Source organism: Corynebacterium mendelii (assembly GCF_017307055.1).
Classification (GTDB): Bacteria; Actinomycetota; Actinomycetes; order Mycobacteriales; family Mycobacteriaceae; genus Corynebacterium; species Corynebacterium mendelii.
This window is the reverse complement of sequence record NZ_JAFLEQ010000003.1, coordinates 232,015-252,156: the sequence shown is the minus strand read 5'-3', so window position 1 is coordinate 252,156 and position 20,142 is coordinate 232,015. Positions and strand designations below refer to the sequence as shown.

Sequence of the window (20,142 nt, the reverse complement as noted above, 5' to 3'; positions counted from 1 at the left end):
GGTGTGCCCCGCCCCGGGCGGGGATTAGAGCTGGTGGCCCAGTTTGTATTCGCCTTTTTTCCACTCCGGCATGTCGTCTTCGTCCTGCCGGGTGTAGGAGAACCCGTCGGCACCGATGGTTTGGGCCATCTCCGAATCGTCGGTGCGCTCGGTCAAAGGCACCAGGTTGCCGTCCAGATCCAGCACCCGGGACGCATCGGTGTACCAGGACGGAACCACCGGGGTACCCCACCAGTCGCGGCGCTGGTTGTCGTGGACATCCCAGGTCACACGCGGGTTGTCCGGATCTCCGGTCCAGTAGTCCTGGGTGTAGATCTCCACCCGGTGCCCGTCCGGATCCCGCAGGTACAGGTAGTAGGCGTTGGAGACCCCGTGGCGGCCGGGGCCGCGCTCGATACGGTCGCTCATGCGCAGCGCACCCATTTTGTCGCAGATCGCGATGATGTTGTGCTTTTCGTGGGTGGCGAAGGCGACATGGTGCATGCGCGGGCCATCGCCGCCGGTCATGGCGGTGTCGTGGACGGTCGGCTTGCGCCTGACCCACGCCGCGTAGACGGTTCCCTTCTCATCCTGGATGTCTTCGGTGACCCGGAAGCCGAGTTCCTCCATGTATTTCACGCCGGCCGGAACATCCGGGGTGACCTGGTTGAAGTGGTCCAGGCGCACCAGCGCACCCGGGGTGTAGAGCTCGTAGCGCCAGCACAGACGCTCCACATGCTCGACTTCGTAGAAGAATTCGTAGGGGAAGCCCAAAGGATCCATCACGCGCACCGAATCACCGATTCCGCGGACGAATCCATCTTTGTTGCGGCGGACCTCGCAGCCGCGGGCCTCATAGAAGGCCACCGCCTTGTCGAGATCCTCCGGGCTGCGCACCCGGTAGGAGAAACAGGCGACCGCGGCCTCGGGGCCTTTGCGCAGAATCAGGTTGTGGTGGATGAATTCTTCGAAGCTGCGCAGATACACGGCCTCGTCGTCTTCGTAGGTGACCACCAGATCAAGGACGTCGACATAGAATTCGCGTGATTTCTTCAAATCGGTGACAACGATTTCCATGTAGGCGCAGCGGACAATGTCCGGGGGGCTGACGGTGTGTTCACTCATGGTTTTTCTCCTGGTGGATGATCCGGCGGTCACCTTCGCTGTCACGCTGGGGTGGCCGCCGGGGTGGATGCGGTGTGGTGTGTGGTGTGGGATACCGGCCGCTCGGGACACGCCGTTCGGCCGGTGGAGGTGACAATCCGCGTCACACCTGCCCGGTGGACGCAGATGTTTTTGAAAAAAGCTCGCCCGGCCCCGGGTGGGGCGGACAGGACGCTATTTTTTGCCGAACACGGGGTTGTGGACTTCCCCGAGGTTGATGTGGACGGCCTGCTGGTCGGTGTAGAAATCGATGGAACGGTAGCCGCCCTCATGGCCCAGACCCGAGGCTTTCACACCACCGAAGGGGGTGCGCAGGTCACGGACATTGTTGGAGTTCAGCCACACCATTCCCGCTTCGACGTTCTGCGCGAAGTTGTGGGCGCGTTTGAGATCGGAGGTCCACACGTAGGCGGCCAGGCCGTAGCGGGTGTTGTTGGCCAGCTCCAGGGCCTCCTCCTCGGTGTCGAAGGGGGTGATCGCCACGACGGGGCCGAAGATTTCCTCCTGGAAGATGCGGGCGTCCGCAGCGACATCGGCAAACACGGTCGGCTGCACGAAGTTGCCGGTGTCCAGGCCTTCCGGGCGGCCGCCGCCGGCGACCAGGCGACCTTCTTTTTTGCCGATCTCCACATAGCTGATGACCTTGTCGTAGTGCTCCGGGTGAACCAGGGCGCCGACCTCGGTTTCCGGATCGGAGGGCAAGCCCACTTTGACCCGCTTGGCCTGCGCGGCATAGCGTTCCACGAACTCGTCGTAGATATCGCGCTGCACCAGGATGCGGGACCCTGCGGTGCAGCGTTCGCCGTTGAGGGAGAACACCCCGAAGATGGTGGCGTTGATCGCCTCGTCAAGATCAGCGTCGGCAAACACAATGGCCGGTGATTTTCCGCCCAACTCCATCGACAGCCCCTTCAGGTACGGGGCGGCATTGGCGAAAATGATCTGGCCGGTCTTCGACTCGCCGGTAAACGAGATCAACGGGACATCGGGGTGTTTGACCAGGCTGTCACCGGCTGTTTCGCCGAAACCGTGCACAATATTGAACACGCCGTCGGGAAGACCGGCTTCCTCGAAGATACCCGGCCACAGGCTCGCCGACAGCGGGGTGAATTCAGCCGGCTTGAGAACCACACAGTTGCCGGTGGCAAGAGCCGGTCCCAGCTTCCAGGATTCCAGCATGAACGGGGTGTTCCAGGGAGTGATCAGTCCGGCCACGCCGATCGGCTTGCGGTTGACGTAGTTGACCTGGCGGCCGGGAACCTTGAAGGCGTCATCGGTCTGGGCGACAATCAGGTCGGCGAAGAACCGGAAGTTTTCCGCCGCCCGGCGGGCCTGTCCTTTGGCCTGGGTGATCGGAAGCCCCGAGTCGAAGGACTCCATCGCCGACAGTTCCTCGTCACGGGATTCGACGATATCGGCGATCTTCATCAGGACACGGGCACGCTCCCGGGGCAGCATGGTCGGCCAGGGCCCCTCATCGAAGGCCTGCTTGGCTGCCGCGACAGCGGCATCGATGTCCTGTTTTTTACCCGAGGCGGCCTGAATGTAGGCCTCGTTGGTGACCGGATTGAGTACATCGAAGGTCTCGCCGTCGATGGAGTCACGGAATTCACCGCCGATGTAGTGCCGGATTTTGTCGGGCATGTGTGCCGGTTGTGTCTCAGTCATGGTGTGCACGCTTTCTATTTTGAGTGTGGTGGATGTGTGGTTTTTTGGTTGTGCCGAAACACCAGCCGGATTGTCACTGGCCGGTTGCCGTGGACTCACCCGGCGTCGGTGTTGCCTGGGCACCGGTTTTTCTTTCCAGATAGCGTTCGAGGGTTCGTTTCCGGTGCTGACGGGCGACTTTTTCGATGTAGTCCGCATCTGCGCCCATCGCGATGAGATCGACGAGCATCTCGTGTTCCCTGACGCTGGTGTGCGCCCGCTCGGGGACGAAGGAAAAAATGGATTCCCGCAGATAATCGAGACGTTCCCATTCGGCCTCAACCAGTTCAGTGAAGTGCAGATTCGGGCATGCCGCGAACAAAATGCGGTGGAACTGCCGGTTCATTTCGGTAAATGCGCGGGCATCAAAATTATCGAGAAGATCACGCATCCGGTTGTTCAAGGCTTTGGCCTCGGCCAATTGTTTTTCGCCCAGATGCGGCGCCGCCAGCCTGGTGGCCGCCCCTTCCAGAATGGCCAGAGTCTGCATGCAGTCCAGGTAGGTGGTTCGGTCGACCATCGACACCCGGGCACCGACATTCCGTTCGAAGGTGACCAGACCTTCGGCCTCCAGCTGGCGGATGGCCTCACGTACCGGCACCACCGAAGAATCAATTTCCTCGGCGATCTGGGCAAGTACGATCCGGTGACCGGGGGAAACCTGGTGGGTGGTGATTTTCTCCCGGATCACCTGGTAGGCCATTTCTGTTTTTGACAGCGGCCCGCCGGTCCGGGTGTTGTTGGTGGCAGGTATCTGTCTCACCGCTTTCGATTCCATGGGGTGTCCCGACAATGCTCAGTGTTGGTGGCTCGGCGGCTTGTGCCGCCTATTTCTTCCGTGTCTGCAGGTACTCCTGGTACTTCTGCTTCCAGGTTCCGCTGGGGGGAAACAGCCCGTCAATGGGATGGCCTTCCTTGACGCGTTCTGCAACCCACTCGTCCTGGATTTCTTTTTCCAGTGCCTCGTCAACGACTTCCTCGGCGATTGCCCGCGGAATCACAATCACCCCGTCGTCGTCGCCGCAGATGACATCGCCCGGAAGCACCGTCGCGTTGCCGCAAGCCACCGCCACATCGGCTTCCCAGGGAACGTGTTTGCGCCCGAGCACCGCCGGATGACGGCCGACGGTAAATACCGGCAGACCCGTGCCGGCGACCGCCTCGGAATCACGGACACCGCCATCGGTGACCACTCCGGCAGCACCATTGTTGACCGCGCGCAGGGCCAGCACGTCGCCGAGCGTTCCGGAACCGGACTCGCCGCGGGCCTCGATGACGAGCACATCACCCTCGCCGAGGGAATCGAAGGTTTGCTTCTGAATGTTGTAGCCGCCGCCGTGGGATGTGAATAGATCCTCCCGGCCGGGAACAAAGCGCAGCGTCTTGGCCGCCCCCACGATCCGGGAGCCGGGAACCAGCGGGAAAACCCCTTCAATCGAGACTTGGTTCAGGCCCCGTTTACGCAGCTGGGCGGACAGCCCTGCTGTAGGGCAAGCCTTGAGCTTGTCCACCAGTGACTGCGGCAGCTGGTTTGGATTGGCCGGAAGACCAGCCTGCTCCCGGGAACCGTAGGCGTCCTCAATCTGGGTCTCGTTGATGGTGGGCAGCATCCCGATGCCCGGATCGAAATCCCCGGGGCCGGAGACAATCGGGGTCACCAATTTGCCGGATGTCGGCGCTCCGTCGGCCCCGGGAGCATCAACCTCAACGGTGACTGTCTGGCCGGGGGCGACAACTGTGGACCCGGCGGGCGTTCCGGTCAAAATGATGTCGCCTTCCTCCAGCGTCATGTGCTGGGACAGGTCGGCCACAAACTGCGCCAGGGGAAAAATCATCTCCTCACCGCTGGTCGCACCCTGCTGGACGAGTTGATCATCAACCCATACCCGAATCCTCAGCCCGGACGGGTCGACGGTGCGGGCATCGATGAGTTTCGGGCCGATCGGGGTGTATCCGTCCCGCGACTTTGACCGCGTATTCGATCCCTTGTCGGCGATGCGGTAGTCGTAGATACCCAAATCATTCGAGGCCGTCACATAGGCCACGTGATCCCACGCCTTGTCGATCCCCACCCGGTGGGCGGGAGTACCGATGATCAGCGCGATCTCACCTTCGAAAGCCATCAATTCACAGCCTTCCGGACGCACGGCCTGAGTGCCGGACTCAGCCAGGGAACTGGTCGCTTTCATGAAATAGGACGGCTGAGAGGGACGCCGCCCCCGCTGGGCGGCCCGTGACTCGAAAGCGGTGTGAATGGCAATGATCTTGCCCGGTTGAGTCTTCAGGCAGCCAATTTGTCTCACGTGAATGTACTCCTCAAATATGCGGTAACAGTAATCTTGATATCGGATCGTATATGATCCGAGCGCGCGTCGCAAGCATTCCGCAACACTTTTCTTGCCGTGCCCGCCACCGGCCAGTCGTGGGCAACTGGAGATTCGGCCCACACGTCACAATTCCGCCCCTGTAGCACCCCAGCATCTAATGCCAGCCTAAGTGACATTCAATTCAACCCCGTCTGGGGGGTGCTATCGTCGGACAACCTTTCACATACACTCACACAAGCTCGACATATCCCCCACCACCACCCCCTGAGATACCGTGTGATTTTTTCCGAATTCGAATTTCCACGTCGCTGCACTGGGACAATGCAATAACGCGGTCGCCCGTCCCCACACTTGGCCATTGACGCTCAATGAGCAAAAATTCAGACACATTCACAGATTTGGTTTATATCCGCTATACCCCCGTTCGGGTCCCACCTCCACATTAGCGGCCATTTTTTCGGAGCATCCCCGCCGGAATTCCCGGACACCCTTGACCAGAACGGCGGATCATATATGATCATCGGCAAGTGTGGTTCCGGCCACACTTTTCCACCCCTTTTAATATTCACCCCATTCTGGTTATCGGCTGGCGCGCCGGCTTCATGAATGGGGGAGGTTCTCACTACCCCCGGTACCCCATCCACGGACCCACCGGGTCGACCGCCCGCCCCAGAATGCATCAGCGGGTGAGATCAACAATCGTCCACCTCCCGCACGAAAGACCCCATGACCACACAATCTGAGTTTCAGACGCTCTCTGACGCGGCCGCCGACAAAGAACATCGTCGGGTGGCTGCTGCCACAATCATCGGAACCACCATTGAGTGGTACGACTACTTCCTTTACGCCATGGCCGCCGGCCTGGTGTTCAAGGAACTCATGTTTTCCAACCTGGACGGCCCCGCCGCCACCATCGTGGCGTTTTTGACCGTCGGCCTGTCATTTCTGTTCCGTCCGCTTGGCGCGTTTTTGGCGGGCCACTTCGGCGACAAGGTCGGCCGCCGTAAAGTACTGATGATCACCTTGATGATGATGGGTGGTGCGACTGCTTTGATCGGTCTGCTGCCCACCTATGAATCCATCGGCATTCTCGCCCCCACGCTGCTGATCATCCTGCGTATTGTGCAGGGAATTTCCGCGGGCGGCGAATGGGGTGGCGCCGTGCTGATGGCGGTTGAACATGCGCCGGTGAAAAACCGGGGCTTGTTCGGTTCCTTCCCGCAGATCGGTGTGCCCGGCGGTCTGCTTTTAGCTTCTGCGGTACTTGCGTTTATGAGCAAGATCGCCCCCGGTGACGCCTTCATGCAGTGGGGATGGCGCATTCCCTTCCTGTTGTCGGTGATTTTGATCGTTGTGGGGGCAGTCATCCGCCACGGTGTTGAAGAATCCCCGGTCTTCCGCGAGATGGAAAAGCTGCAGGAAAAAGAGTCCGCCCCGGTGGCCACCCTGTTCCGGGAGCACTGGAAGCTGGTGGCCGTTGCCGCCCTGATTTTCGCCGGCAACAGTGCCGTCGGCTACATGACCACCGGTGGATACATTCAAAACTATGCCACCGACCCGGGCGGTCCTGTCGGACTGTCCCGCGGTGATGTGCTGTGGGCGGTGACCGGATCAGCCGCTCTCTGGCTGGTGTTCACTCTGTTCGCCGGATGGCTGTCCGACCGAATCGGCCGCCGGTCGTCCTACATTGTGGGATTTATCCTGCAGTTCGGCGGAGTTTTGGCAGTCTTCCCGCTGGTCAACCAGGCAACCCCGATGTCATTTTTCCTCGGCATCGCGCTTCTCACCCTGGGCCTGGGACTCACCTACGGCCAGCAGGCCGCAATGTACGCGGAACTGTTCCCGGCCTCGATCAGGTTCTCCGGGGTCTCCATCTCGTATGCGATCGGTGCCATCGTCGGCGGTGCCTTCGCCCCGACGATCGCCGAGTACCTGGTCCAGACAACCGGAACCACGAACTCTGTGACCGTTTATCTGTCAATCATGACCCTCATCGGCCTCGGCTGCGTGCTGGCGCTGAAGGACCGCAGCGGCATCCCGCTGGGTCCGGAGCATGAAAAACAACAGTGGGAGTCCCCCATCCGCGGTGTCACCAAGGTCTGACAGCCGACACCACCAACTCCCGGGACAGGAAGACGCCCCTGACACGCTCTTTCCCCCACCTTCCCCGGCGGGGAGCAGGCCGCACCGGTTTTGCTCAGGCCTGCATCCCGCCGGGACCACACACCAGAGACCACACCCACACCCACCATCGCCATTTTTTAAAAAGCGAGGAGAAACGATGCACTTCCACCACCACGGCTACGTCAGCGGGGATCCCCGGGAATATCCGGAGGCCTCCGGCCTTCGTCCCCAGTTTTTGCCACCAGTAATGGATGTGCTGGTCGTCGGTGCCGGACCGGCCGGCATCATCACCGCCGCCCAGCTGTCGATGTTTCCTGATGTGCACACCCGCATCATCGACCGTCGCGGCCACCGGCTGATGGTCGGGCAGGCCGACGGTATCCAGGCCCGGTCGGTCGAGACCTTCCAGGCTTTCGGATTCGCCTCACCCATCACCGACGAGGCCTACCGGATCACCGAGATGTGTTTCTGGAAGCCGGATCCGGAAAACCCGGAGCGCATCATCCGCACCGCCCGGACTGTCGATGACCCGGAAAACATCTCCGAATTCCCCCACTTGATCGTCAACCAGGCCCGTGTGATCGAGTACTTCGCCGACTTCATGCGTAAATCCCCCACCCGGCTGACACCGGACTACGGCTGGGAGTTCATCGCCCAGGAAATCGACGAAACCGAGGAATACCCGATCAAAGTCACGCTGCGGCGCTCCGATGATGGTGACGGACCCGGGGAGACCATGGGGGTCACCCGGACAGTGCGCTGCAAGTTCCTCGTCGGTGCCGATGGCGCGCACTCCCCGGTGCGGAAATCGATCGGCCGTTGTTTGGAGGGCGACCAGGCCAATCACGCCTGGGGTGTGATGGATGTTTTGGCGAACTCGGATTTCCCGGATATGCGCACCAAGTGCTCCATCCAGTCGAAGTCCGAGGGCAATATTTTGCTCATCCCCAGAGAAGGCGGCCACCTGGTGCGCTGGTACGTGGATTTGGGGACGGTGACCGAGGAGCGCAAAGCCACGGTGCGTTCCACCACCATCGATGAGATCATTGCCAAAGCCAATGCGATCATCAGCCCCTACAGTCTCGACGTCAAGGACGTTTCCTGGCATTCGGTCTACGAAGTCGGGCACCGGCTCACCGACAAGTTCGATGATGTTGCCGAACAGGAACAGGGATCGCGCACTCCCCGGGTATTCATCATGGGCGACGCCTGCCACACCCACTCGGCCAAAGCCGGCCAGGGCATGAATGTCTCGATGCAGGACGGATTCAATCTCGGTTGGAAGCTCGGCCACGTCATCCGCGGCACCAGCCCGGCGGAACTGCTCGACACCTACTCCGACGAACGGCAGGTTGTCGCCGGTGATCTGATCCGCTTCGACAAAGAATGGTCAACGCTTATGGCCACTCCCCCGGAAGAGTTTGAGGCACCTTCTTTCCTGGAGGACTTCTACGTCAAAACCGCCGAGTTCCCGGCCGGTTTCATGACCGAATACACCAAGTCACTGATCACCGACGACACCGATCACCAGGATCTGGCCCCCGGTTTCCCCATCGGCAAACGGTTCCGCTCGCGGAAAGTGGTGCGCATCTGCGACGCCAATCCGATCCACCTGGGCCACACCCATGTCGCCGACGGCCGCTGGCGCATCTATGTTTTCGCCGACTCTCCCGCCCCGGACAAGGATTCCAAAGTCCGGTCACTGGCGAGGTGGCTGCAAACCGGCGAGGACTCACCGGTGAGGAAATACACTCCCGAAGGCGGTGACGACAATGCGCTGTTCGATATCAAGGTGATCTACCAGCAGCCGCATGACAGCTTCAACCTCACCGACGCACCGGATCTGTTTTTCCCCGAAGTCGGTCCCTTCAAACTGCAGTACACCGAGACCGTCTTCGGTGTCCACCCGGAGGTGGACATCTTCGATGTCTGTGACATCAACCGGGACGGCTGCATGATTCTGGTCCGCCCGGACCAGTATGTCTCCGCCATCTTCCCGCTGGATGCCCACGAGGAGATCCGCGACTTCATGGACCCGATTTTCACCAGCTAGAAACCGTCTACCGGTACCCGGCGGCTCCACCGCCGCACCAACAACCCGGCCACTGTGTGCCGAAGGTGCTTCCACCGGCCGGACACCACCTCCTGCGGTGGTTGTCCGACCGGTGGTTTTTCTTTGTCCACCACCAGTGGACTGCTTTTCTACAGCTGCTGCCCCCGCACCACAGCGGGCTGCACCATCGCCCGGGTGACATCACCGCGACCAGTTGGTCCTCCCGCGATGCGCCGGGCAATGAAAAAGTGGGCAGACGGCCACGGTGGCCGTGTCGGTGCACCGGTCCGGACAGGCGGAAGAAATACTCCAGCGCCGCTGCATTCATTGCGGGTGTTGTTTCCTGCCGACCGCGGCCGGGGAAGAAAAACGACAGCTTGTTTTGTCTTGCCCCCACCAGACAAAGCCACCGGGTGCCGATGCCACCAGGACCAAACCGCGTGGTGTTCTCCGTTGACAGGGCCGGGAGGCTGCCAGGTACCGTGAGCGGGCAGATGGAGCCGCACAAAAAGGCCATCCCGCAATCTCGGTGCGGGATGGCCTGGTTGTAGCCTGTCCGGTGGAAAAACCGGGGGGAGGCATTGATGCAGCGGTTATTTTATCCGTAGTGCATCCAGACGGCTTTGACCTCTGTGTAGCAGTCAAGCGCCCACTTGCCCATCTCACGGCCCCACCCGGAGGCCTTGTAGCCGCCCCACGGGGCAGCCATATCCGGAATCGGAAGCATATTGACGAACACGGCCCCCGAGCGCAGCCCGTTGGCGATTTTCTGGCTGGTGGCGATATCGCGGGTCCACACGGTGGCCGCCAGACCGTATTCTGTGTCATTGGCACGGGCAATAACCTCATCCAGTCCCTCATCACCGTCGTAGGACATCACCGACAGCACCGGACCGAAGATTTCTTCCCTGGCCAACGTCATATCATCACCGACACCGGTAAACAGAGTCGGTTCAACAAAGTAGCCGTCACGGTCCAGACGGTGACCGCCGGTGACCAGTTCCGCTCCTTCAGAGCGGCCGGATTCGATGATCCGCATGACATGCTCGGCATGCCTGTCAGAGACCAGTGGCGTGACCTGGGCCTGCTCATCCATACCGGACCCGGCTTTCATCGACTTCATCGCCGCAGCCATCTTCTCGACGAACTCATCGTGGACGGAGGAATCGACGAAGAAACGGGTGTAGGCGGCACACACCTGCCCGGAGTTGAGCAACGCTCCCCCGAGGTTACCGGCCACCGCAGCATCAATATCAGCATCTTTGGTGATGATGGACGGGGCTTTTCCGCCCAGTTCCAGGGTCAGCCGTTTCAGGTTCGATTCGGCCGAGGCAATGGCGATCTTTTTGCCGGTGGCAGTCGAGCCGGTGTAGGAAACATGGTCGATATCCATGTGGGAGGACAGCATCGCCCCCACATCGCCGCCACCGGTGACCAGGTTGACCACGCCGGCGGGAACGCCGGCCTTTTCGCACAGTTCAACCAGTTTGATCGATGTCAGGGGTGTGACCTCCGAAGGTTTGATCACCACGGTGTTGCCGGTGGCCAGCGCCGGGGCCAGCTTCCAGGCCAGAATCATCAGCGGGAAGTTCCACGGGGTGATCAACGCATTCACCCCCACCGGCTCCCGGCGGGTGTAATGCAGCGTGTCCGGAAAACTGATCGGATTGACCGTGCCCTCGATTTTGGTGACCCAGCCCGCGTAGTAGCGGAAGTGGTTGGCGGCGCCGCCGACCGAAACCTGCTGCGCGACTCCCAAGGGCTGCCCCTGGTCGAGGGTTTCCAGCTCAGCGAGTTCATCGGCATGCTGCTCGATCAAATCGGCGATCTTGAACAGGATCGCGGCCCGCTGCACGGGAAGAAGACCCGCCCATTCGGCAGCCCCCAACGCCTGTCGGGCGGCGGCGACAGCCTGGTCGACCTCCGCCTGGGATGCCGAGGACACCTTTGTGATTTCTGTGCCGTCAGCCGGGTTGAAGGTCGGGATCGTTTCGCCCGAGCCGGGAACCCAGCTACCGTCGATGAAAAGTTTGGTGGACATGGAAAGACTTCCGGTGGGAAACATTGGATCTACCCCCAAGTATGGCTACCGGTTACAGATAAAGCTTGTTTACCTGTGCCAAATAATTGATCCTTGGCGCGCAGCGAAACAATAACCACAGTTTCCCCCCACGCAAATGATCACACCCCTCCCCCACACGGGGGTTGGCGAAGCGCTGGGCAAGCACCCCGGACGCCGCTTTTACCCCCGGTCGGCCCGGGCCTGTTTGGGGGTCATGGCATACACCCCGCGGAAGGCCCGGGAGAAATACGCCGCGTCAGTCATGCCGCAGGCACTGGCGACCGCGCCAATGCTCATATGGTCATAGGCCGGTTGGGTCAGCATCCGTTTGGCTTTGGCCAGCCGCTTGTGTTTGATCGTCGCACACACGGTTTTCCCGCTGTCGCGGAAAATCGAGTGCAGTTGGCGGACACTGATGAAATGCGCCGCGGCAATCAACGCCGGATCCAGGTCGGGGTCGGCGACATGCTCGTCGATGAAGCGGTCGATCTCAGACAGCAACTGTGCTTTGCCACCTTGCCCGACACCGTGATGCTCGGCGGCCGCCAGAAGAATTGGCCGCACCAGATCCAGGGCGGTGCCGGCCAGCCTCTGGCCGCAGGAACTGGACAGTTCATCAAAGTGATCGGCCAGACCCGATAAAAATGCGCTCACGCTGGTGGCGACACCGGCTGATCCGGCCAGCGGCTGCGCGGTCAGCCCGTCGAGTACCGTCAACGGGATACCGCAGTCGGAACGGGAGACCATCATCACAAACAGCCGCGTATGGGTGGTGAAGTCCAGGGTGTAGGGCCGGGAAGTGTCGTAGATGGTGATGTCGCCGGGCTTGATCCGAACGGTCCTGCCATCCTGGTGCAACACCCCGTGGCCCTCGATCTGGAGGGCAATTTTGATGTGCCCGGCCCCGGAACGGGCAATCAGTTCCCTGGTGCGGATCACCCGGTGCGGGGTGACCTCGACCACATTGAAGCCGGTGCGCCCGAACTCCTGGTGCTCAATCCTGCCCGCGAATGTGGACTCGTCGTCACAACTGACCTGCAGTGGCACGAAAGACTCGGCGACGGCCGCCCGAAAATCACGCAAGCCCATTGCATCACTGATCTGCCCCTTCGTTGCGGTCATTTCCACAGCTTCCAGATCACCTCGCGTGTCGCTTTCTTTCAATCAGTTTTCTTCGTGCCCATTAGCCCTATTTTGGGGATATTCCGATCCGAATGCAACATCTGCACAAAACACAAACCGCCACTTACCCCCGCAAATCCCAACATTGACGGGGGTAACGGGGGTTCGAATATTTCACTTTCGCCGGCGCCGGGAATCCCGGCGCCGCATGAACGGCAATCTATCAGGTGTGCTGATTGTCGAACTCGACGCCGTGTCCGGTACCGATCCTGTCGAAGACGGCCGGCCGGTTCCTGCGCAGCCATTCCCCCCTGATCAGCCCCAGGACACCGGTGAGCAGGATGACTGTCGGCATGCCGATCACCAGCGGGCTGAATCCTTCGGCGCCGACCAGCACATCAAAGTGGATGAGAATTTCGATGAAGACGAATCCCAGGCCGATCATCGCCAGCACCGGGGAGATGACCCGGGAGAAAAGGTTGATGCTCGCATCACCGCGGAAGAAGAAAACACAACTTAATGCGGTGATAAACAACAGGAAGACGATGCCGAAGGCACCGGCGTTGGTCAGCCAGCCGAACATGACGATGACCGGGAACTCAAACGGTGCACCGGTAACCGCTCCGTAGGCGGCGAAACCGATGATGCAGACGAACGCCAGTGCCGACTGGGTCAGCGAGCCACCGATCGGTGCATGGGTTTTCGGGCTGGTGCGTCCCAGAAACTCCGGGAGCACACCTTCCCTGCCGAGAGTGAGAATGTAACGGGCGATCGCATTGTGGAAGGCAAACAGGGCAGCAAACAGGGAGGTGATAAACACCACGCGCCCCAGATCGGCGAGGACGGGATGCCCGGTTTCAGCCAGGTACCAGAAAACGAGTTCGGGACCCATCTCGATGGATTTGTCGATGACCAGGGTTTCGCCGATGCCCACCTGCACCGCCCACACCGAGAAGGCGTAGAACAAGGCGATGATGGTGACAGCCCCATAGGTTGCGCGCGGAATCGTCTTGCGCGGGTTTTTGGTCTCTTCGGTGTAGATCGTGGCGGATTCAAACCCCATGAACGCGGCCATGCCGAAGGCGAGAGCAGCACCCACACCGGGGGATGAGACAAACTCGGGAACATCGAAGCCACCCATGGGGTAGCCGTCAGCCGGAGTCGACAGGGCAAAGAAGTCGACGGCGCCGACGATGAAAAACTCCAGCAGCACCAGCACACCGATGACTTTCGCGGATGCGTCAATGTTCATCGCCCCCAGGATGGCGGTCAAAAGCCAGCCGGTCAGGGCACACAACCACCAGGACACGGTGATACCGGCCATCGCATCCAGGGTGATCGCCAGCACGAACCCAAAAATGCCGTACAGGCCGATCTGCATGGCGTTGTAGCTGACCAAAGCCAGCCAGGCCACCGCCAGTCCCTGCCGTTTCCCCAGCCCCGCCGCCGTGTAGGCGTAGATCGCCCCGGCGTTGGTGACCCGCGAACTCATCGCGGCGTAGCCGACAGAGAAAAACAGGATCACAATACCGAGCACAAGATACCCCAATGGCACCCCCGCCATTTCAGTAACTGCGAAAGATGTGGGGGCACCGCCGGCAACCACTGTCAGTGGCGCGGAGGCGGCAATAATCAAAAAGATCAGCGATCCGGTCCCCAGATGACCAACAAGATCATGCTTGCCGTCATGCAGGGACGGATCCTGCGGATCCAGAATTTGTTGTTGGGTCATAGCTGCTCCTCTAGGGGATTTGAGCGTTTATCCAGCTCTTACGAGTGGCGGTCGTTGCAGTGTAAAAGCAGGACAGTGAGCAGCGAAACACCTTCACTGTCGATGTGCGCCCAATCACAAACTTGCTGCGCTCCTGTCACACAAAACACCCAACCGAAATGGTGGGATAACTGTCAGTCACCCCCCTGTCCAAATAGAAGATGATCCGCTACATTCCGATCAAGGGTCACCTTCGGCTGGTGGGGCACCACAGACAGGAGACAACGAATGGAAAAGAAGAAAAACATCGTCATCATCGGCGCCGGTTTCGCCGGTCTGGTGTCGGCCAGGGAACTCGAGCGGCTGGGGCATACGGTCACCGTGCTGGAGGCCCGCGACCGTGTCGGCGGCCGCACCTGGACTGACCAGCGCATGGGCCACAAGCTGGAGATGGGCGGTACCTGGGTGCACTGGATGCAGCCGTATATCTGGGCTGAAATCCAGCGCTACGGCGCCGAGATCATTTCTTCACCCATCTGCGACGAGGCGTTCTGGATTGTCGGCGATGAGGTGAAAACAGGAACGGAAGCCGATGTCGACCGTCTGCTGGCCACTGCGCAGGCCACCATCTTTGACGGCTCCCGTGCCTTGTTCGAACAGCCCCACTCCCCCTGGCTGAGGGCCGAGGAGGTGGCGGCAGCCGATAAGGGGACTGTCCTTGACCGGGTCCGCGGCGGTGATTTCACCGATGAGGAACTCGCCATTGTCGACGCCTACTGGTCGGCCGGCTACAACGGGTCCACCGCGACGGCATCGCCGATGATGGCCGTCCACTGGGCGGCATTGTCCGACCACCGGCTGTCGCTTCTCGACGACCAGACGCTCAGGTGGAAACTGGTCGACGGGATGAAGGGCATCTACTCCCAGATCGCGGCCGATGTGCGGGGGGATATCCGGCTGAACACTGTGGTGGACAAAGTCCACGACCACGGTAAGGGACAGGGGGTGACTGTCACCCTCACCGGCGGTAGCACGCTGGAAGCCGATGCGGTCATCACCACTATCCCGGTTGGTGCGATGAAGGCGGTGGAGTTTTCCCCCGGTCTCCCCGGCCACATTCAACGGGTGGTTGACGAAGGCTGGAACTGCACCGGGTTCAAAATCTGGGTCAAATGCACAGGCCACAGAAATGTGCTCACCTACGCCGGCTCCGGGCATCCGATCGCCTTGATGCGCACCGAATACTTCCTCGATGACGGCACCATGATCATGGTTGGTTTCGGCTCCGACCACACCGCCATCGACCTCAACGACGTCAAGGATGTGCAACAGGCCGTCAACGCCTGGAATGCCGATTTGGAGGTGGTCGATACCTGCGGGCACGACTGGAACGCCGATGCTTTTACCGGACAGACCTGGGCCACCCCGAAAACCGGGCAGTTTGTCGACGGACACCCCAAAAAGCTGCGTCACGGCAATGTGGTTTTCGCCGGATCCGATTTCGCCGGCGGCTGGAATTCCTTTGTCGACGGGGCCATTGAAACCGGTTTCCGGGCGGCCCGGGAAATCGACACCGAGCTTCCGGCCTAGTCTCCGGGGACACCACCCGCGGGGTGAAGGGCAGTGGCCCCCTGTTGTACACCGCCCACGTTGGCTGCCACCGCACGATGTTCACACCCACTGTGCGGCACTAACGGTGGTACGGGGATTGTCCTGCCGCCGGCCCGTTGTTGTCCCGGCCCGGGTGTGGGCGGTGTCGTTCCGGTTGCCTGTGTGCCGGGGTGTATTTTCCCCGCAAGCGGGTTTTCCGGCCCCAATCCGGGGCCGACCGGGAAGGGACACCAACAGCAGTTGTGTTGTGTTCTCCGTCCGGCCGCGGGCCGAAAACAAGGTTCAGGCCACCGACATCGACATCACGGACATGAACAGCCAGGTGACCATGGCTGCGGGCAGCATTCCGTCGACACGGTCCATGATTCCGCCGTGGCCGGGCAGCATGGCTGACATGTCTTTGATCCCCAGCTCCCGTTTGAACTGGGATTCCACCAAGTCACCCAACGTTGCACAGATCACCAGCCCCAGGCCCATGATCGCGCCCCGCCACCAGAAATCGTTGAGCAGCCAGTGGCTCATCAACGCCCCGGCGACAACACCGGCAACCACCGAACCGGCAAATCCCTCGAGGGATTTTTTGGGGCTGACGGCAGGGGCCATGGGATGTTTGCCGAACAGTACCCCGGCAATGTAGCCGCCGACGTCGTTGGCGATGACACAGACAATGAACGTGATGATAAACAGGGTGCCCGGCACCCCGTCGCGGCTGATCAGCGCCAGCATGGCGGCGAAGGTTCCGAACAGGGGAATCCACGCCAGAACGAAAATCCCGATCGCCGTGTCCCGCATGTAGTTCATCGGCGCCGAGCTGCGCCCGTGGTGGAAAAGCCTGCCGAACATGAGAACCAGCACAGTGGCCACGAAACTGGACACCAATCCCTTGGTGCCGAAAGGCCACGAGGTCCACAGCATCAGCTGCCCGCCGACCAGCACCACCGGGAAAGGAAGGATGTAGCCCGCTTCCTTCAACCTGGACAGGGTCTCAAAGGATCCCAGTGCGATGGCCACGGCCACAAACGGGTACCAGCCGTAGGGGGTGGGGATGAGGAAAATGCACACCAGCACCAGCGCCCCCAGGCTCACGCCGGTGATCACCGCGCTTTTCAGATCACGGCCAGCCGAGTTGCGTGGTTTCGGCAGCGATTCAATAAGCTGCTCCCGCCGGGAACGGTTCACTGCATCGCCGGTGTGTCCGCCCGGTTCGGGTGACGGCGAGGAAGAAGCGTGTCGCTGCATAAAATGGCGCCAAACTGGTGGTGGTTGGACAAGACGTGGGGGGTGGGGAAAACTTTCTGTTTTTTCTGCGGGCCCGCGGTCGGGTTTGGTGACCCACGGCCACCCCGGATGCAACAGATAGCTTGCCACATAAGGGTTGTGCGGTGCCCGTACACAGTCTCCGCCGCCGGATCTACCCGGCAGCGGAGACAAAGGGACGCGCGTGGAAAAAGAGGTCTAGACCTCCAGGAGTTCCTTTTCTTTCTTTTCCACGAGCTTGTCGATCTGGGCGACGTATTCCTGGGTGGTTTTATCCAGTTCCTTTTCCGCGGCGATGCATTCATCTTCCCCGGCGTCGCCGTCTTTCTGCATTTTCTTCAGCACATCCATGTGCTTGCGGCGGATATTGCGGATGGCGATTTTGGCGTCTTCCCCCTTGGAGCGGGCCAATTTCACCATTTCTTTGCGCCGTTCCTCGGTCAGCTGGGGAATAACCACCCGCAGCACCTGGCCGTCGTCGGTGGGGTTGACGCCCAAATCCGAGTTGCGGATGGCGTTTTCGATCAGCTGCATCGAGGACTGCTCGTAGGGCCGGATGATCATCATGCGCGGCTCGGGAACAGAGATGGTGGCCATCTGGGTAATCGGGGTTTGGGTGCCGTAGTACTCGGCCGTGACACCGTTGAACATGGCCGGGTTGGCCCGTCCGGTGCGGATGGTTGTCAGATCCTCGCGGGCGTGGTCGACGGAGGCGCTCATGCGCTCCTCGGCCTCGAGCTGGTTGTCGTCAATCATGGCTTTCCTCGTCAAGTTGTTCGGGCGGAAAAAATCGGTCGGTGAAAAATAATCTGCTGCGGGCGGCAGCTGCGCCGCCGCCCGGGCCGGGTGGGCCGGGCGTGGCTGGACGGTGTTTCAAAAAAACCGGGGGCCAGCCGGGAAAAGACATACCGGGATTGTATCCGGTTGCCCACCCCGGTGGCACCAGCGGCGCGCCCGGGGTGGGGCCAAAACTGTCGGCGGCCTGTCACCCCCACCGTCAACCGGAGCCGGGGCGGGGTGCACAAGTGAAAAAAACTGCCGGTTTCCCCCACCGGTCAGGATGAGACCAGGGTGCCGACATTGTCGCCGCGCACCGCCCGGGCGATATTGCCCTTGGTCAACAGGTTGAACACCAGAATCGGCATATTGTTGTCCATGCACAGCGAAAACGCCGTGGCGTCAGCGACTTTCAGGCCTTTTTCAATGCAGTCCCGGGGAGTGATGCGGTCGTACATGGTCGCATCCGGGTTTTTCCGCGGATCATCGTCGTAGACACCGTCGACGGCTTTGGCCATCAACAGCACCTCGCAGCCGATTTCCAGGGCCCGCTGGGCGGCGGTGGTGTCGGTGGAAAAGTACGGCATGCCCATACCTGCACCGAAGATGACCACCCGTCCTTTTTCCAGGTGACGGCGGGCCCGCAGCGGCAGGTAGGGTTCGGCGATCTGCGCCATGTTGATCGATGTCTGTACCCGGCAGTCAATACCGAGCTGCTGCAGGAAATCCTGCAGCGCCAGGCAGTTCATGACCGTTCCCAGCATGCCCATGTAGTCACTGCGCGCCCGGTCCATGCCGCGCTGCGACAGCTGGGCGCCGCGGAAGAAATTGCCGCCGCCGATGACGACACAGACTTCCGTGCCTTCACGGGCGACTTCCGCAATCTGGTGGGCGACGTTTTCGACCACATCGGGGTCGATACCGACCGTGCCGCCGCCGAACATTTCACCCCCCAATTTCAGCATCACTCGTTTGTAACCTGATCTGGTGGAAGTGTCATCGACCATGGGCTTTGAAACGTTCTCCTCGGTAGGGGTGTGCTGGTGGGCGCTGCTGCGCCGGTCTGCTCCGGGTTCCGTGGCGCTGCCGCGGATCCCGTACCATCACAGCAATCGTAGCGCAGATACCCCGCCGACAGCCGGCCGTAGCCCACAAACCCGGCCACCGGGCAATCAACGGCGGAAGCCACACCAAACAGTCACGGCAGATGGTGGATTCGGCAGCAGTCCCGGTGCACGCCAGTGGGCTGCCCCCACGTCCTCACCGGCGCGGTGGGTGGGATGGGACTCCGGCGGTGTTGTGGTGCTGGCGGGGGCGGGAATGAGCCTCCGGACGGTCGATGCCGTCGGTTCCGTGGGTGCGCATGCGCGACAACGCGCTTTGTGCCCGCACCCCGATAACAGCCGCCAGTGACGACGGATCCCACAGCGGCAGTTGCCCCTCGTGCGGGGCGCACAGATCAGCACGCACAATGGCCAGCGGCTGGTTGTCGCGGGCGGCGATGACATCATCGACAGCCGGTTCGGCGCCGTCGAAAGCAACCTCAACGGCCACGGTGCTGTCACCGTCACCGACCAGGCCTGCCTGCCGGACAAGTTCCCCGTCACCCGCCCGGTCAATGCTTGTCGAAACAACCACCACATAGCTGCCGGCACCGGTATCGCTGCCACAAGCGGTGGCGGTGTCAGCGCCGGTGGTGGTGCCCGCCGCCGGGGCGCCGGGCCTGGTTGACGGCGATACAGCCCGCTGCAGGGCCGCGCTGCGCCGCAGGCGGGCTTTCAGTGCGGAGACCACCTGCGTGGCGTCCCCGAGCGGCTGGGCCAGAACACATCTGACCCCGCCGGTGTTGCGGGCCGCCCGAAGTGTGGCTGCGGTCTGGGTGATGAAAGGCAGGTTGCGTCCGGTGGTGGCGGGCACCACCACAACGGTGCGTGAGGTGGTTTTTTCCTCGTCCAGCAGAGCCGACAGCTGCTGTTGGTCGGCCAGGACACGCACCTGCTGAAGGAAACCGCCGAGCCAGGCGGCATCGGCATCCCGGCCGCAGATCACCGCGACAACAACATCCGCGGCACCGTTACCGGTGGGCTGGTCGGTCAATGTGGTCTCGGGCACGGGCTAGACCACTCCCCTGCTACCGGAAGCCGCCAGGTGACCACCCGCACCGGGGTACCCCGGGCTGCAATGCACGCCGTGTTCTGTCACACATGGTGCGGGAACACACGTGCACACGCAACTGGTTTTTTCGGCA

General features: G+C 61.3%; 13 protein-coding genes and 1 pseudogene. 3 read left to right on the top strand and 11 right to left on the bottom strand.

Translation table 11 applies throughout. The features are described 5' to 3' along the window. Positions 1-24 precede the first annotated feature (24 nt). From hpaD to JZY06_RS01010, 4 genes are all read right to left on the bottom strand, one after another. Positions 25-1,104 (bottom strand): 3,4-dihydroxyphenylacetate 2,3-dioxygenase, encoded by a 1,080-nt coding sequence (gene hpaD / locus JZY06_RS01025; RefSeq protein ID WP_207117656.1) that lies wholly within the window; start codon positions 1,102-1,104, stop codon positions 25-27. A 213-nt stretch (positions 1,105-1,317) separates the two neighbouring features. After that, positions 1,318-2,811, bottom strand: a complete 1,494-nt coding sequence (gene hpaE, locus JZY06_RS01020; protein ID WP_207117654.1) for a 5-carboxymethyl-2-hydroxymuconate semialdehyde dehydrogenase — start codon at positions 2,809-2,811, stop codon at positions 1,318-1,320. 73 nt (positions 2,812-2,884) lie between these two features. After that, the gene (locus JZY06_RS01015; RefSeq protein WP_330616998.1) at positions 2,885-3,613 is read right to left on the bottom strand and encodes a GntR family transcriptional regulator; all 729 of its coding nucleotides are present in this window, start codon (positions 3,611-3,613) and stop codon (positions 2,885-2,887) included. Between the two features lie 64 nt (positions 3,614-3,677). Continuing rightward, on the bottom strand, positions 3,678-5,153 hold the full coding sequence (locus tag JZY06_RS01010) for a fumarylacetoacetate hydrolase family protein (RefSeq protein ID WP_207117651.1): 1,476 nt from the start codon (positions 5,151-5,153) through the stop codon (positions 3,678-3,680). A gap of 750 nt (positions 5,154-5,903) precedes the next feature. Here JZY06_RS01010 and JZY06_RS01005 point away from each other — a divergent pair. After that, the gene (locus tag JZY06_RS01005) at positions 5,904-7,280 is read left to right on the top strand and encodes an MFS transporter (protein WP_207117650.1); all 1,377 of its coding nucleotides are present in this window, start codon (positions 5,904-5,906) and stop codon (positions 7,278-7,280) included. A gap of 178 nt (positions 7,281-7,458) precedes the next feature. Then, positions 7,459-9,354, top strand: coding sequence for an FAD-dependent monooxygenase (locus JZY06_RS01000; RefSeq protein ID WP_207117648.1), 1,896 nt, complete (start codon positions 7,459-7,461; stop codon positions 9,352-9,354). A gap of 598 nt (positions 9,355-9,952) precedes the next feature. Here the strand turns inward: JZY06_RS01000 and JZY06_RS00995 are convergent. From JZY06_RS00995 to JZY06_RS00985, 3 genes are all read right to left on the bottom strand, one after another. Next, positions 9,953-11,395, bottom strand: coding sequence for an aldehyde dehydrogenase family protein (locus JZY06_RS00995; protein ID WP_207117646.1), 1,443 nt, complete (start codon positions 11,393-11,395; stop codon positions 9,953-9,955). A 201-nt stretch (positions 11,396-11,596) separates the two neighbouring features. Further along, a complete protein-coding gene (locus JZY06_RS00990) occupies positions 11,597-12,538 on the bottom strand; it encodes an AraC-like ligand-binding domain-containing protein (protein ID WP_207117644.1) in 942 nt (313 codons plus the stop codon). Between the two features lie 223 nt (positions 12,539-12,761). Next, on the bottom strand, positions 12,762-14,270 hold the full coding sequence (locus tag JZY06_RS00985) for an APC family permease (RefSeq protein ID WP_207117642.1): 1,509 nt from the start codon (positions 14,268-14,270) through the stop codon (positions 12,762-12,764). A 264-nt stretch (positions 14,271-14,534) separates the two neighbouring features. On the opposite strand from JZY06_RS00985, the pseudogene JZY06_RS00980 reads away from it, so the two are divergent. Continuing rightward, positions 14,535-15,839 (top strand): annotated as a pseudogene (locus JZY06_RS00980) (flavin monoamine oxidase family protein); the annotation flags it as partial. Between the two features lie 303 nt (positions 15,840-16,142). Here JZY06_RS00980 and JZY06_RS00975 read toward each other — a convergent pair. The 4 genes from JZY06_RS00975 to JZY06_RS00960 form a co-directional block, all read right to left on the bottom strand. Then, complete coding sequence (locus JZY06_RS00975) at positions 16,143-17,099, bottom strand: phosphatidate cytidylyltransferase (protein WP_207117638.1); 957 nt, start codon at positions 17,097-17,099, stop codon at positions 16,143-16,145. A 216-nt stretch (positions 17,100-17,315) separates the two neighbouring features. After that, entirely contained in the window at positions 17,316-17,873 is a 558-nt protein-coding gene (frr, locus tag JZY06_RS00970; protein WP_207117637.1) for a ribosome recycling factor, read from the bottom strand. 299 nt (positions 17,874-18,172) lie between these two features. Beyond that, complete coding sequence (pyrH, locus tag JZY06_RS00965; protein ID WP_207117635.1) at positions 18,173-18,901, bottom strand: UMP kinase; 729 nt, start codon at positions 18,899-18,901, stop codon at positions 18,173-18,175. Between the two features lie 253 nt (positions 18,902-19,154). Then, positions 19,155-20,006, bottom strand: a complete 852-nt coding sequence (locus tag JZY06_RS00960; RefSeq protein ID WP_207117633.1) for a hypothetical protein — start codon at positions 20,004-20,006, stop codon at positions 19,155-19,157. Positions 20,007-20,142 lie beyond the last annotated feature (136 nt).

Bases quoted from the DNA above. Each gene is read 5' to 3' on its own strand.
- hpaD (WP_207117656.1), bottom strand. From the start codon at position 1,104: ATGAGTGAACACACCGTCAGCCCCCCGGACATTGTCCGCTGCGCCTAC.
- hpaE (WP_207117654.1), bottom strand. From the start codon at position 2,811: ATGACTGAGACACAACCGGCACACATGCCCGACAAAATCCGGCACTAC.
- JZY06_RS01005 (WP_207117650.1), top strand. From the start codon at position 5,904: ATGACCACACAATCTGAGTTTCAGACGCTCTCTGACGCGGCCGCCGAC.
- JZY06_RS01000 (WP_207117648.1), top strand. From the start codon at position 7,459: ATGCACTTCCACCACCACGGCTACGTCAGCGGGGATCCCCGGGAATAT.
- JZY06_RS00995 (WP_207117646.1), bottom strand. From the start codon at position 11,395: ATGTCCACCAAACTTTTCATCGACGGTAGCTGGGTTCCCGGCTCGGGC.
- JZY06_RS00990 (WP_207117644.1), bottom strand. From the start codon at position 12,538: ATGACCGCAACGAAGGGGCAGATCAGTGATGCAATGGGCTTGCGTGAT.
- JZY06_RS00985 (WP_207117642.1), bottom strand. From the start codon at position 14,270: ATGACCCAACAACAAATTCTGGATCCGCAGGATCCGTCCCTGCATGAC.
- JZY06_RS00975 (WP_207117638.1), bottom strand. From the start codon at position 17,099: ATGCAGCGACACGCTTCTTCCTCGCCGTCACCCGAACCGGGCGGACAC.
- frr (WP_207117637.1), bottom strand. From the start codon at position 17,873: ATGATTGACGACAACCAGCTCGAGGCCGAGGAGCGCATGAGCGCCTCC.
- pyrH (WP_207117635.1), bottom strand. From the start codon at position 18,901: ATGGTCGATGACACTTCCACCAGATCAGGTTACAAACGAGTGATGCTG.